Annotated in this window: 9 protein-coding genes; 7 read left to right on the forward strand and 2 right to left on the reverse strand. The window is 64.1% G+C overall.

Going from position 1 to position 14,272, the window contains the following annotated elements:
• Window positions 1-122: 122 nt before the first annotated feature.
• On the forward strand, window positions 123-1,601 hold the full coding sequence (locus tag RCH21_RS01165) for a sensor histidine kinase (protein WP_326962868.1): 1,479 nt from the start codon (window positions 123-125) through the stop codon (window positions 1,599-1,601).
• A gap of 120 nt (window positions 1,602-1,721) precedes the next feature.
• On the opposite strand, the gene RCH21_RS01170 is transcribed toward RCH21_RS01165, so the two are convergent.
• The gene (locus tag RCH21_RS01170) at window positions 1,722-1,970 is read right to left on the reverse strand and encodes a WhiB family transcriptional regulator (protein ID WP_055769355.1); all 249 of its coding nucleotides are present in this window, start codon (window positions 1,968-1,970) and stop codon (window positions 1,722-1,724) included.
• Window positions 1,971-2,215: 245 nt separating this feature from the next.
• Here RCH21_RS01170 and RCH21_RS01175 point away from each other — a divergent pair, with 245 nt between their 5' ends.
• Window positions 2,216-2,638, forward strand: a complete 423-nt coding sequence (locus RCH21_RS01175) for a hypothetical protein (protein ID WP_326962869.1) — start codon at window positions 2,216-2,218, stop codon at window positions 2,636-2,638.
• Here the strand turns inward: RCH21_RS01175 and RCH21_RS01180 are convergent.
• Window positions 2,601-6,791: an FtsK/SpoIIIE domain-containing protein gene (locus RCH21_RS01180; RefSeq protein WP_326962870.1), complete on the reverse strand. Its 4,191-nt coding sequence runs from the start codon at window positions 6,789-6,791 to the stop codon at window positions 2,601-2,603. The two genes, RCH21_RS01175 and RCH21_RS01180, sit on opposite strands and share 38 nt — an antisense overlap.
• 198 nt (window positions 6,792-6,989) lie before the next feature.
• On the opposite strand from RCH21_RS01180, the gene RCH21_RS01185 reads away from it, so the two are divergent.
• The 5 genes from RCH21_RS01185 (at window position 6,990) to RCH21_RS01205 (ending at window position 14,200) form a co-directional block, all read left to right on the forward strand.
• Window positions 6,990-9,050 carry an acyltransferase family protein gene (locus tag RCH21_RS01185; RefSeq protein WP_326962871.1) on the forward strand — a complete coding sequence of 687 codons (2,061 nt, stop codon included), beginning with the start codon at window positions 6,990-6,992 and terminating at the stop codon, window positions 9,048-9,050.
• A gap of 330 nt (window positions 9,051-9,380) precedes the next feature.
• Window positions 9,381-10,568, forward strand: coding sequence for a UDP-galactopyranose mutase (glf, locus tag RCH21_RS01190; RefSeq protein ID WP_326962872.1), 1,188 nt, complete (start codon window positions 9,381-9,383; stop codon window positions 10,566-10,568).
• Window positions 10,565-12,574 (forward strand): glycosyltransferase, encoded by a 2,010-nt coding sequence (locus tag RCH21_RS01195; protein WP_326962873.1) that lies wholly within the window; start codon window positions 10,565-10,567, stop codon window positions 12,572-12,574. Before glf ends, RCH21_RS01195 begins: the two co-directional genes overlap by 4 nt.
• Before the next feature lies 1 nt (window position 12,575).
• Window positions 12,576-13,469 (forward strand): ABC transporter permease, encoded by an 894-nt coding sequence (locus RCH21_RS01200; RefSeq protein WP_120149313.1) that lies wholly within the window; start codon window positions 12,576-12,578, stop codon window positions 13,467-13,469.
• Between the two features lie 5 nt (window positions 13,470-13,474).
• Entirely contained in the window at window positions 13,475-14,200 is a 726-nt protein-coding gene (locus RCH21_RS01205) for an ABC transporter ATP-binding protein (RefSeq protein ID WP_120149312.1), read from the forward strand.
• Window positions 14,201-14,272: the final 72 nt, after the last annotated feature.

Raw genomic sequence — 14,272 nt, forward strand, 5'->3', positions numbered from 1 at the left:
CGGTCGGCGTGAGCCGGCCGGGAGTGACAGACTGGACATCCGGTATCGCCGCCGCAGCGCCGGACCGACCAGGGGCGGCGTCGACCGCACTCTGCGCGGCTCCCGAACAACAGAAAGTTCTGATGGCAATCTTCACTGATCCGATTCGCGAATACGCGGGTTTCGAACCCGGTGATGCAGAGTGGCTGCATCTTCTGGTGGGGGACTGGCAAATGGTCGCCGATCTCGCATTCGCCGACCTCGCTCTGTGGTTCCCACTCGACGGCGGGGGATACGTGGCTCTGGCGCATGCCCGGCCGTCCACGTCGCACACCGTCTTCCACAGCGACTTCGTCGGTGAGCGTATCCGGGCGGACCTGCAGCCACTGGTCGACGTGGCGTGGGAGTCGCAGAAGATCGAGCGCTCAGGCGAGACGAACTGGACCACCGAGATGGCGATGCGGGTCGAAGCCGTACCCATGGTGCGGAACGGCCGGACACTCGCCGTCGTGACGACCCATATGGATCTGTCCAGCTCCCGCATGCCTTCACGGCTCGAGCTGACCTACCGGCAGTGCGCCTACGATCTCCTCCGCATGGGGACCCTCGGGCTGTGGCCGGACTTCGCGACTCCTACGGGCTCGCGGCGCGGGGCTCCCCGTGTCGGTGATGGGCTGATCAGGCTCGATGTCGACGGAATCGTGCAGTACGCCAGCCCTAACGGAGTGTCTGCCTTCCGACGCCTCGGCGATGTGGAAACCCTGGAGGGCCGCCCGCTCGCGGAGATCACGACAGCTCTCCTCAAGGACCGCAGGATGGTCGATGAGACCCTTCCGCTGGTCGTCACCGGCCGGATGCCGTGGCGTACCGAAATAGGGTCGCGCGGCGTCAGCCTGTCGCTCCGCGCCATCCCGCTGCGGGACGAGAGGGAGCGGTTCGGCGCCCTTGTCCTGTGCCGGGACGTATCCGAGCTCCGGCGCCGGGAGATGGAGCTCGTGTCGAAGGACGCGACCATCCGCGAGATCCACCACCGAGTGAAGAACAACCTGCAGACCGTCGCGGCACTTCTTCGCATGCAGTCCCGCAGGATGGTCAGCGAGGAGGGGAAGCTCGGTCTCGAGCAGGCGATGCGCCGGGTGTCGACCATTGCACTCGTGCACGAGACCCTCTCCCAGGGCCTCGCCCAGAGCGTCGATTTCGATGAGCTCATCTCCCGCCAGTTCCGGTTGTCCGCGGAGGTCGCCTCGCCTTCGCAGGCTGTGCGCACCGAAAGGAGCGGCGACTTCGGGGAGTTGCCGAGTGATCTCGCCACTCCGCTGGCCCTTGTGATCAACGAACTCGTCACCAACGCCGTCGAGCACGGACTCTCCGGGCGGACGGGAACTGTCTGGCTGATGGCGAACAGGCGCACCGAGGCCGACGGCGAAGACACTTTGCGGGTGACGATCGCAGATGATGGAGTGGGGCTGCCTGCCGGAGGACACGCTGAAGGATTAGGTCTCCAGATCGTGAGGACGCTCGTCACGAGCGAGCTCGGCGGAACGATCGAATGGAGCACGCGCCCCGGAGGCGGTACATCGGTCACGCTCGAATTGGGATTGCGCCTCAACCAGGGGACCTGAGCCGCTGGTTGAGCGCTTCAACGACGAAGGGCCGCCCGCTGGGCGGCCCTTCGTCTCTGTTCCGGCTCCTCGATCCTGCGGGTCCGGCCGGGCAGCGCTCTCAGCCCGGCTCGGCATCCGTCAGGATGCGCGTCGTGCCCTTGCGGCCCGACGCTTGAGCGCCCGACGCTCGTCCTCACTCAATCCGCCCCATACCCCGGCATCCTGACCGGATTCGATCGCCCACTGCAGGCAGGTGTCCTGCACCTGACAGCGGCGGCAGACGCTCTTGGCCTCTTCGATCTGAAGAAGTGCCGGTCCGGTGTTGCCGACCGGGAAGAACAGCTCCGGGTCCTTATCCAGACAGGCCGCACGACTACGCCAATCCATGGTGATCACATTCTCCTTCGACCTCACACACGTGCGTTCTGTGAAAACGTTCACGAGGGGGCTCATAGTAAAGGGGGCCGATCTCGGCCCCCCGATTTGCACTGCTTTTAAGGCTGTCACGTTACCCACCGGTAAACAAGGGTTTTACAGGTCTAATTGGCAAGCAGGGTGAGGGTTGTGTCACAGCACAACCGTCATCCTGAACCGGCACGTGACGCCGTTGGGCAGTCGGGTAGGGTTCGAGAGTGGTCCCTGATCCTGTCACCCAGCATCCCCAGCGCCCGCGGGGCGTCCTCGTCATCGCCGCTATCCTGGGGCTCGAATCGGTGGCGCTCGCGCTGCTTGCAGCAGCATCGGTGGTCACGGTCTTCAGGGCGGAGCCTGTCTCGGTCGGTGGTTCGGTCTTCATGGCGGTGCTTTTGCTGTTGGTGGCCGCAGGTCTGGGCGCATTGGCGGTGAAGCTCGCGGGCGGCTTCAGGTGGCCGCGTTCGCCATCCCTCGTGGTCCAGCTGTTCCTTGTTATCCTCTCGTTTCCCTACTTCTCGTCGGGGAACCCGATCGTCGGCTTCCTGCTCATGGTTCCTGCTGCCGTCGTGATCGTCCTGCTGTTCTCGAAGCGGGTGCTCGAGTTCACGGTGCGGACGGCCGCCCCCGAGAGAATGCTGTAGGAATCGGCTGCAGTGCGTGGATCGCGGTCGACGATCCGCCCACGTCACAAGGAGCACGTGCGATCTGCACCTCCTTCACGCCGAATGGCCCGCAGGCATGTCCGCGGCCGGGTATCCCGGCCGCGTCAAGGTCCAGCCGCACCCCGAAAAAGTCACCGTCCGCCGACGACCGAGGGGAAAGGATGAGGCCGCGCCCCGTCCCTCGGGCCTGCAGCGACAGGGGCACGCGCGTCATCAGCGAGGCGCTGGGCGCAGCTGCCAATACCGCAGCAGCTCCCCGGGCGACGAGCCCCGACAGCTTCTGCTGCACGTCGGCCGGCAGCTGGTCGGCGTCGTCCACCAGGAGAAGGCAGCTCTGCAGTTCGGCGCCGGACGGGTTATCGGACACCCCACGCCAGTACGTCGTGGCCTCCGACACCGAATCATCATTCGGCGGTGCCAGCAGGTTCGGGCGAGGCAGCAGACGAGCGGCCGAGTTTCGGAGCACGCTCAGCGCGTTCGTCCGCCCTGACGCCGCGTGCCCCAGGAGGAGGAAGACCTCGCCACTACGGAGCGCGACGCAATAGGGCAGCAGATCGTCGCCGTGCAGGCCCAGGGGAAGTGTCATCCCGTCCAGGCTGGGGGCACCGAGTCCTGACATAGCGGCCTGAAACTCGTCGGCGCTGACAGACCGGGGCAGGGGGTAGACGGGAAAGGGCGAAAGGGCGGGGGCGATCACCAGTTCGTCCCCGGCTGAGGAGCTGATGACGAGCTGACAGATTCCGTCGCCCCAGGCGCCCGTGACAGGGCCTTGAGCAAAGCCCCGGCCGATCGCGGCGTCTACAGGCGGTAGCTTCGGCCATGTCATCGTGGTCTCCTGATGTGCCCCGAGGGGAAGATATATCCGATTCGGGATCAGGGCGAAAAACCGTGACGCGGTCAATTCACGGTCGCCGTCGATGAGGACGGTCACCCCGCAGCCGGCACCGTCACGGATGAGCGCGTGCAGGTCCTCTTCCGCACGCGCCAGGCGACCCTGCCGGAATTGGCTGCACCATCGTCCCCAGCCCGTGACAGCCAGGACGATGCACGTTGTTCGGTCGGACCGTCGAGCTGGCAGCGCTGCCAACCGCTCGAGGACACGCGCGGCCCGTTTGGACTCACCGGCTTCGACGTATGCCCCGACGTGTGGTCCCGCTGCACAGTCCGCCAGGGTCCCGTCCCCGTCGAGTAGGTACAGGTGAATGTCGGGATCGGCTGCAGGCAGGCCCTTGATCACGGTGGCCACTGCTTCGGCCGCACCGCTCCCGGGTAGACCGACCAGAGCCAGGTGGGAGTGCTCACCAGGATGCCAATCCAGGCTCCTCTGGTCCTGGCGCTCTGGCAGATCGATCACGCCGAGGGCGATTGCCGGGCTATGCGAGGAGGACGCGCCCCCGATGCCTGGCGCGGAGACCGGCGGGAATGCACGACAAGCCGTGGACGTGAGAAGTGCGGGCAGGGGTGCCAGAACGGGACGGCGTGGTCGGTCGACGCCAGAACCGCCGGCGACATCGACGAGTGCTGCCACCGCCCGCTCGAGGACGTTGCCCTTCGATCCCGATCCTGGCGCGGTCTCTGTAGTCATGGATCCGATAGGAAGTGCTACGGGGTTCGAGCCTTCATGGGAAGCCGAGTGGGGATCGACCCGATACGTGTCGCTCCGATGGGACACCGACGACGACTGCGCACCGAGGTAAGTGGCGAAGTCCTGCCACCCAGGCGTGTCAGTGGGGACAGGCAGACTCGACGAGGTGGCGATCTGGAAGGCGATCGGCACCTCTGCGCCGCGACGCAGATAGGCCCTTCCCGGAGAATCGACCGGTATGTCGGCCGCCACGCCGGAACCCAACAGGTCGTGCGATTCCATCGCGGTCTGGACCCGCAGGAGAATCGACGATGTGATGTTCGTACGCAGGTCCGGAGTGACCGCTCCCTGCACTCTCTGTGTCGCCAGCACCAGATGGACGCCCAGGGAGCGACCAAGTGCCGCCATCTTCATGAGGTCGGAAACCGCCGTCGGCACATCATCACTCAGGATTCTGAACTCGTCGATAACGACTACCAGTCGCGGAGGGCAGGAGGACGGGGACACGCGACGCAGCGCGTCGAGGTCATCCGCGCTGGATGCGGCGCACAGTGCCTCCCTTCGTCGCAACTCGGCGCGGAGAGAGGTGAGGGCCCGAGCTGTCGATTCGGAGGACAGGTCGGTCAGAGTACCTACGCTGTGCGGAAGTGACGCGAGCGCGCCGAGCCCGGACCCGCCCTTGTAGTCGATCAGAAGGAACGTCAGGTGTTCCGGTGGCTGGTTCAGAGCGAGACCGAGCACAAGGGTCCTGAGGAACTCCGACTTTCCTGAGCCTGTGGTGCCGGCCACCACGAGGTGAGGCCCGTCCTTGACGAGGTCGATCGACAGGGGCCCGGCCGCCGATCGGCCCAGGTGCGCCGTCGGACGCTCGGGGTCAGCATGTGCCCACTGGTCCGGAACAAGGCTGCGTAGCGTGTCCGGACAGAAGTCTCCCGACCACATCGACGCGGATGCGGGGGGAAGGCTGTAGGGCGCGGCCCCAGCAGCCGCGTCGTTCCGGCGGTGGGTAGAGGGCGAGGTCTTGACGGCTGTACGTGCCAGGGCGCGTGCTGTGCGCTCGAATGTCCTCTCCGAAACTCCATCAGGGATGGCCTCGTACTCGATTCCGTCGAAACGCACCAGGGCGGTATCGGCGCTGATCATCAGGCAGGACTCTTCCCCCGTCGCGATGCTCGCTGACGGTCCAGGGGTCGCCCGATCTCCTGGCAGGAAACGCACCGCAACCACCGTCGACGCTCCGACGAGTTCCGGGACATCGTCCGACACGTGGAAGACGAGGAGCACCCCTGCCTGATGGGCGAGCTGCGCGAGCACGTCGGGGTCATGCGTGAGAAGGACGTTCGGCAGGAACCGGGCGTGGTGGGGGAGATCGTACGCCGCTCCCCAGCACACCACGCGCGGTGTTCCCGAGCGAGGATGAGCGGTCTGAAGCAGCAGCGCACGCATGAGCCCCCGCACCGCGTCGGGTTCGCCCGCGACGGTGAACGCGGTGGTTCCACCGCGTTCTGAGGGCGGGCTGCACAGAAGGAGGGGCACATCACGAAGGAGCGGAGGTGCAAACGTATTGTCGGCCCGCTCGACGGACACGCACGCAGGCTGGTGGGCTGTGCCGAGCCGGAGGAGGATCACGTCCGGCCGAGGCTGTCCTGTCGGAGTGTCCGCCGGGGACGGCTGGTCCGCAGTGCGAAGAGCATCCAAAGCGGATTGCCCGGGATCGGGCGTTGCCACCGTGCGTCGGCATCGATCGTGCTCAGCAGAGTCCTTCAGAGCTGCGGTGAAGCCGATGAAATTGCGGCGATAGGTAAGGAGGGGAACGAGTCCGGTGACCGCCGACAGGCCACTGAAAGCCAAAAAGAACCACATACCGGTCGTCAACGCGAGGACGACGCCGAGCACCAACGGGAGGAGGGCTGTGAGCACGAGGATCTTCGAGGGCCGCTTCGGTAACTCGAAACCTACAGGCACGGGTTCGAGGATCTCCTGCGGTACTCCTGGCATCCAGCCCTGCTCGTCGACCAGTGCGACACTGCATCGGCTGACTCCGAACCGAAGGCAGGATGAGACGCTGATCGACGCTTCGGTGATCGCCTCACCATCGACGAACGAACCGTTCACCGATCCGAGGTCTTCGATGAGTATCGAGTCCTCACCTACCGTCAGAAGCGCGTGGTCGCGGGAGAGTCCTGGATCGGAAACGATGATGTCGTTCGAGGCACGACCGATGGTGTAACTACCGCGCGTCAGCGGAACCACTTGGCCGGCGTCGGGTCCGGAGTGGACCACGAACACCAGATGGGGGAGCCGTGTCCGCTTGGAGGGGCGCTCAGGCTCACCCGACACGATGACCGAGCCCGGCGGGAAAGCAGTGCCGTATGGAGTTATAGCGCCCAGCGGCGTCCCGTCGACCGTGAAGGGGCCGGGGTAGCCGGCCACCTGCAGCCGTTCGACCAAGGCCGCGCCGGTAGGGATCGTGGTGGTGTCGACGACGATCTCCCGCACAGGGAAGGCCACCGGGGGTGCGGAGGCGAGCGTGACGTGCAGATCCACAGATGCCTCCAGAAGTGATGACTGGGTTCGAGGCTAGAGCGGATCGCGGGTGAGCGGGCTCGGTGGCTGAGGTATGTGGACAACGTCCGGCGCGGTGACCGCGGGTACCGCAGCGTGCGCGGTGACCCGACCCACCTGCCGGGCCCTGGCAGATGTTCCCGGTAGAATCAGTCAACGTGTCTACCCAGAAAGCTTCTTATGGCGGTCGTTGAATCGAGTCGTGTGGTTGCTCCACGTAGTGGAGTCATTGCCGCAGATCGGGGTTTCAGACCCGAAGTGCAGGGACTGCGCGCTCTGGCCGTGCTGATGGTCGTGACGTACCACGTGTGGTTCGGACGGGTTTCCGGCGGCGTCGACGTCTTCCTGCTGATCTCCGCCTTCCTCCTGGCCCTGTCCTTCCTCCGCAAGGTCGAGTCGGGGAAGCCGCTCGATCTCGCTCGGCACTGGTTGCACCAGTTCAAGCGGCTTCTACCCGCCGTCGTCGTCGTCATTCTGGCGACCCTCGGAGCGACCTACCTGCTGGTTCCGCAGTCCCGGTGGCAGGACATCATCGAGCAGGCATGGGCTTCGCTCTTCTACGCGCAGAACTGGATCCTGGCTTCCAACGCCGTCGACTATTACGCCGATGACCACAGCCTCGCAAGTCCTCTGCAACATTTCTGGTCCCTCTCCGTCCAGGGCCAGGTCTTCATCCTGTGGCCGTTGCTGTTTCTCGCCAGCGCCCTGCTGGCGCGCCGCTTCCAGCTGAAGTTCCGCGGCGTCGTCCTGCTCGTGTTCGGCGCGCTGTTCCTGGGCTCACTCTCCTTCTCCGTCTGGGAGACCTCCACGAACCAGGCGTATGCCTACTTCGACACGCGCGCCCGGCTATGGGAATTCGCCGTCGGCACCTTGCTCGCGCTGGCTCTTCCTTTCATCCGCCTGCCACGCTTCTTGAAGGTCGTGGCCGGTTGGGTGGGTCTTGCGGCAATGCTCAGCGGTGGCTTCCTGCTCGACGTCCAGGGTCAGTTCCCGGGATACGTGGCGCTCTGGCCACTCCTTGCCGCCGCGCTCGTGATCATCGCGGGGCAGACCGCGAGCCCCTTCGGCGTCGACCGTTTTCTGTCCTCGAAGCCCTTGGTGCGGGTAGGCGACCTGTCCTACGCGCTGTACCTGTGGCACTGGCCTGTTCTGGTGCTGGCACTGATCTGGCAGGACAGGGCGTCGCCGGGCCTCGTGGGCGGCCTGATCGTAATCGCGGTCTCGCTTGTCCTGGCCTACCTGACGATGCGCTTCGTCGAGCGACCGATGAGGGCACTGGCATGGGCTGACCGTCGTCGTCGGCGCGCTGTGATCGTGCTGGCCGTGTGTGTCGCGCTGGTTGCCGCACCCCTGACCGGATGGCAGCGAGGACTACAGATTGAAGCCGAGCAAATCGCTTCGCAGGTGGACCGAAACAATCCGGGAGCGAGCATCTTCGAAGTCGGCTATGTCGACCAAGCCGACACCGATGCCCCCCTGATCCCCGCGGTCAGCTCTGCGAGCCGAGATTACGCCAACATTCTGACTCCATGTATTGACCGATTCTCGACTGATGCGCCCTCCCTGCAGGGTTTAGGGTGCTCAGTCATCGTGGATCAAGAGGATCCGGTTCGGACAATCGTCGCAGTAGGAAACAGTCACGTTCAGCAGTGGCTGGCCGCGATGAAGCCTCTGGCCGAACAGAACAACTGGGCGTTGGTGGCCCTTATCAAGGGGGGTTGTCAGTACGTCGGCTACGTGGAGCAAGTAAGCGAAGACTGCAACGAGCGGAATGCACAGGCGACTGACTACATACTCGATATCGATCCAGATCTCGTGTTCACCACGGGGACCTACTCGATACCTGAACCGCCCTACGAGCTGCTTGCTGGCGGATTCACGCAGGGAGCGATGGCGTTAATGGCTCAGGGAGTTCCAATGGTGGCGATTAGAGACAATCCACGTTTCGATCGCAACATGATGGAATGCGTCGAGGAGCACGGAGAATCAGCCGAGGAGTGCAACGTTCCCGAGGATGAGATTCGGGACATGAGCGAGGTCTCCCCGATCGAGCAGCTGGCAGCAGCCACGCCCGGTCTCGCAACAATGGACCTCAATGAATACATCTGTTCTGGTGGCACATGCCCGTCCGTCATCGGTAATGTGCGCGTCTACTTGGACGATAATCATTTGACTGCTACATACGCGCAGACGTTGAGCCCCTACTTCTACGAGCAGCTGATTGCCGCGACCGGATGGTAACCGTTCTCTGCAACGACGAGTGCTGATCATCACATCGCATGGCAGGCAGTCGCATCACGTAGTGAAGCCACCGGCAAGGATCGGGATCATGGCCCGAAGTGCAGGACTGCGCGCCGGCCGTGCTGAGGGGTCGGGACGTGTGAGTCACTGATTACCTCTCTGGCACATATGAAGTCCATGATGCTGGCGTTTACGGACCAGTTTGATGCCGCCACAAGCCTCTGAGCCTCAGTGAGCGGAGCCTGTTTAGCTCTGTGCCGTGCTGCGCCGGTCCATGCGAAGCGGCGCTCTACGGCATAATTGGGAGTCGAGACCACTCCAGGAGATATTTTGAGCGTAGATCTAGTCGTCGTCGGTTCGGGCTTCTTCGGGCTGACCATTGCCGAGCGGGCCGCAAGCCAACTCGGCCTCAGAGTGGCAGTCCTCGACCGCCGCCACCACATAGGGGGCAATGCGTACAGCGAGAAGGAGGCCCGAACGGGCATCGAGGTGCACCGCTACGGTGCCCACCTGTTCCACACCTCGAACGAGCGCGTTTGGGATTACGTCCACAACTTCACCGAGTTCACGAGCTACGTCCACAAGGTCTACACCCGGCATAAGGGCGAGGTTTATCCGATGCCAATCAACCTCGGAACGATCAATCAGTTTTTCCGCACCGCTCTGGGGCCGGCCGAAGCCCGCGCACTCATTCAGGAGCAGGCCGGAGAACTCGCCGGGACGGATCCGCAGAACCTGAACGATAAGGGGATCCAGCTCATCGGACGGCCCCTGTACGAGGCGTTCATCAAGTACTACACGGGCAAGCAGTGGCAGACGGATCCCAAGGACCTACCCGCGGAGATCATTTCGCGGCTCCCCGTCCGGTACACCTATGACAACCGGTACTTCAACGACAAATACGAGGGACTGCCCGTCAACGGGTACACCGCGTGGATCGAGCGGATGGCCGACCACCCGAACATTGATGTCCACCTCAACACGGACTTTTTCGACGAGGGCCACGAGTACTCGCGGTCGACGACCCTCGGTCAGGTGCCCGTGGTGTATACAGGCCCGGTGGACCGGTACTTCGACTTCGCTGAGGGTAATCTCTCCTGGCGCACTATCGACCTTGAGGAGGAAGTGCTGCCGATCGAGGACTTCCAGGGTTGCTCGGTGATGAATTACCCGGACGAGGACGCGGCCTTCACGCGCATCCATGAGTTCCGCCACTTCCATCCGGAGCGCGATTACACGAAGGATGCGACCGTGATCATGCGGGAATATTCCCGTTTCGCGGAGAAGGAGGACGAGCCGTACTACCCCATCAACACCTCGGAGGACCGCGCAAAGCTTCTCGCTTACCGGGATCTCGCTCAGGGAGAGAAGTCCGTATTGTTCGGTGGGCGGCTCGGCACGTACAAGTACCTCGACATGCATATGGCGATCGGATCCGCCCTGTCAATGTTCGACAACAAGATCACGCCGCACTTCACGGGCGGACAGAAGCTCGAGAGCGGCGGAGTAGACGCATGACGCAGAACGCAACGGTTATGACGGCCCGGGACCAGGCCGACGGCGAGAGCCGGCAGTGGCACGAGCTTCAGCGCATCATCCTGCCCCAGCAGAGCCAGATGGACACGGCGGGGCTGTATGTCGACACCGGAAGTGCTTTCGGTATCCAGCTGAACACGACCGACGGAACCGCCGTGAGTTCGCCGGCGGGTACCACGGCCGATTCCACCCGGGAGCTGCATGTCGAGGACTTCCGGTCCCGCCGGTCGACGTCCGTCCGACCTGGCGAGCGCGTGTCCTTCGGCACCTACTTCAATGCTTTTCCTGCGAGCTACTGGCGCCGGTGGACGAATCTCCGCGAAATCCGGCTGCAGGTCCGAACCGAGGGATCCGGCGTCGTCACCGTGTACAAGTCGAATGCTCGCGGGTCACTGCAGCACGTGGAGACCGCGCGGGTCGACGGCACGACGACCAGTTCCTTCGACCTCTCCCTCCAGCCCTTCGGCGACGGAGGATGGTACTGGTTCGATCTCGTCGCCGGTAGTGACCCCCTCGTCCTCGAGGAGGCGAACTGGCTTGCCGGCGGTGAGGAGCCGCCACGAGGCAGCATCACCCTGGAGATCACGACCCTCAACAAGCCGGACTTCTGCCTGAACAACCTGCGAATCCTCGCAGGCAATCCTGGCGCCATCAAGGACGTGCAGGAGATCCTGATCGTGGACCAGGGCACCCAGAAGGTGGCCGCGCAGCCGGGCTTCGACGCGGTCAGGCAGCAGCTCGGCGACAAGCTGCGCATCATCGACCAGGACAACCTTGGCGGGTCGGGCGGATTCGCCCGCGGCATGTACGAGGCGGTCGAGAACGGCAGCGACTTCGTGCTGCTCCTCGACGACGACGTCGTGGTGGAGCCCGAAAGCATCCCGCGCCTCCTGTCCTTCGCGACGCATTGCAAGACCCCGACTATCGTCGGCGGGCACATGTTCGACCTCTACAACCGGACGGTCCTGCACACATTCGGCGAAATCGTGAATCCCTATCGGTTCCAGCCGGACCAGCCCGTCGCGGAGCAGGTCCTCGGACATGACTTCGCGCGCGCCAACCTCCGTCACACGCCCTGGCTGCACCGGCGCATCGACGTCGACTACAACGGCTGGTGGATGTGCCTGATCCCCACGAAGGTGATCCGGGACATCGGGCTGTCGCTGCCGATCTTCATCAAGTGGGACGACGCCGAATACGGCCTTCGCGCCAAGAAGGCGGGATACCCTACGGTGTCCATGCCCGGAGCGGCCGTGTGGCACGTATCCTGGATCGACAAGGACGACATGGTCGGGTGGCAGGCCTACTTCCACACGCGGAACCGGATCGTTGCGGCCCTGCTCCACAGTCCGTACGAGCGGGGCGGCCGCGTGGTGCGGGAATCCGGCTACTCGGACATCAAGCACCTGGTCTCCATGCAGTACCACACGGCGCGCGGGCGCGTGATGGCGATGCGGGATGTGCTGAAGGGGCCGGACCAGCTTCACGAGATCCTCGACACGAAACTGCCGGAGATCAGGGCCATGGCCAAGGACTACCCGGACGCACAGTTCGAGTCGGACCCGGATTCCTTCCCCACCCCGAAGATGGACAAGCCGCCACGCCGCGGACAGGGCTTCAAGGCCCCGTCCTACACGACCCTGGTTCCGTGGGCGGTCAAGACGATCGTCCGGCAACTCAGTGCACCCATCTCCTCCGCGAGCCAGAAGCGGCCGCAGGCGTTCATCGCGCATCAGGACAACAAATGGTGGCGCATGTCCCAGTACGACAGCGCGATCGTGTCCAATGCCGAAGGGACGGGGGCATCCTGGTACAGGCGCGACCCCCGCGAGATGCGCGAGCTCCTGACCGAGGCGGCGCGTCTCAATGCGGAGATCCTCCGCCGCTGGCCCAGCTTGCGCGAGCAGTACCGCGACGCGCTGGAAGACATCACCTCCTTCGAGTCATGGAAGAAGACCTTTGAGTCCCACTCGTCAAAGAGCCAGTGACGTGGCCGGTGCTGAGCTGACCACGCCGGGCTTCGGCGGCGGCCTGCGGGATGTCCTCCGTTCGCGGTATCTCCTGCGCCTGCTAGTCGCGAAGGAACTGAAGGTACGGTACCGGGGCTCCGTCCTTGGTCTCCTTTGGTCCTATGTGAAACCGGGCGTGCAGTTCGTCGTGTTCTGGTTTGCGCTCGGAATCTTCCTCGGCATGAACCGGAACACCGAGAACTACCCGATCTACCTGTTCTCGGGCATCGTTCTCATCAACTACTTCAACGAGGCGCTCGGCAACGCGGCGCGCTCGATCGTGGGCAACGGCGGGCTGATCAAGAAGATCTACCTTCCACGCGAACTCTTCCCGATTGCGTCCGTCTGGGTCTCTGCTGTTCATTTCGTGCCGCAACTGCTCGTGCTGCTGGTCGCCTGCTTCATCGGCGGATGGTCTCCAGGGTTCGTGCAGATAGCAGCGGCGGTGGTCGGATTTACGATCGTCACGCTGCTGGCGGTAGGTCTCGGTCTGTTCTTCGGTGCGGCGAACGTCTACTTCCGCGATTCCGAGAACTTCGTCGACATGCTACTCATGATCGCCACGTGGGCTTCGCCCGTCCTCTACTCGTGGGTCATGGTGCGCGACGGCTTGTTCGACGCCTTCGGCGCCGGCACCGCGCAGGTGCTGCACACGATTTACCAGACGAACCCGCTCACGATCGCCGTTGAGCTGTTCCACTTCGCCTTCTGGATGCCGACGACGAGCAGTCCGCGTACCGACCCGCTGTTGGTGGTTCCGCCGAACCTGCTCGACGTCTGGACGCCGATAGGTCTGGGCATCGCCCTCGTGGTGATCCTCGCAGGACAATTCACCTTCCGGCGCCTTGAGGGCCGATTCGCACAGGAGTTGTAGGACCAGTGGCCATCGCAGTCGACGTACAGTCGATCTCCAAGCAGTTCGTGCTCCGGCATACCCGATCCATCAAGGAAGCCTTCGTGTGGATCGTGAAGGGTCGCAAGGGCGACCTCGCCCAAAAGTTTCACGCCCTCAACGGTGTCTCCCTGCAGGTCGAGCAGGGGGAGGCCGTCGCGTTGCTGGGTCTGAACGGCTCCGGCAAGTCGACCCTGCTGAAGCACATCTCGGGCGTCATGCTGCCCGACAGCGGCACGGTGCAGACACGGGGGAGAGTGGCGGGCCTGATCGAGGTCGGCGCCGGGTTCCACCCGGACCTCAGCGGCCGCGACAACGTGTATCTGAACGGGGCCATCCTGGGGATGACGGAGGACCAGATCAACGAGCGCTTCGAGAGCATCCTCGACTTCTCCGAAATCGGGCAGTTCATCGACACCGAGGTGAAGTTCTACTCTTCCGGCATGTACCTCCGCCTCGCTTTTTCCGTCGCCATCCATACCGACCCCGAGATCTTCCTCATCGATGAGATCCTGGCCGTCGGGGACGAGCCGTTCCAGAAGAAGTGCCTGGCGAAGATCAAGGAACTCGGTGCTGCAGGCAAGACTCTCGTGGTGGTGAGCCATGACCTGGATCTCGTGTCGAGGGTGTGCAAGCGGGGTGTCCTTCTGGAGCACGGCCAGGTCGTCATGGACGGCGACGTCGCCGACGTCGTCGCACGCCTTAGGAGCTGACAGGTCGTCGGAGCTGACAGCTCGTCCGCACCCGCCGCCCGACGGCGGGGGCCGGCCTGCAGCGATCCGTCG

The sequence above is a fragment of the Arthrobacter sp. PL16 genome, assembly GCF_035985055.1.
GTDB classification, from domain to species: domain Bacteria; phylum Actinomycetota; class Actinomycetes; order Actinomycetales; family Micrococcaceae; genus Arthrobacter_D; species Arthrobacter_D cheniae.

Coding starts and splice junctions, on each gene's coding strand:
- RCH21_RS01185 (WP_326962871.1), top strand. CDS start 6,990: ATGGCGGTCGTTGAATCGAGTCGTGTGGTTGCTCCACGTAGTGGAGTC.
- RCH21_RS01170 (WP_055769355.1), bottom strand. CDS start 1,970: ATGGATTGGCGTAGTCGTGCGGCCTGTCTGGATAAGGACCCGGAGCTG.
- RCH21_RS01165 (WP_326962868.1), top strand. CDS start 123: ATGGCAATCTTCACTGATCCGATTCGCGAATACGCGGGTTTCGAACCC.
- RCH21_RS01195 (WP_326962873.1), top strand. CDS start 10,565: ATGACGCAGAACGCAACGGTTATGACGGCCCGGGACCAGGCCGACGGC.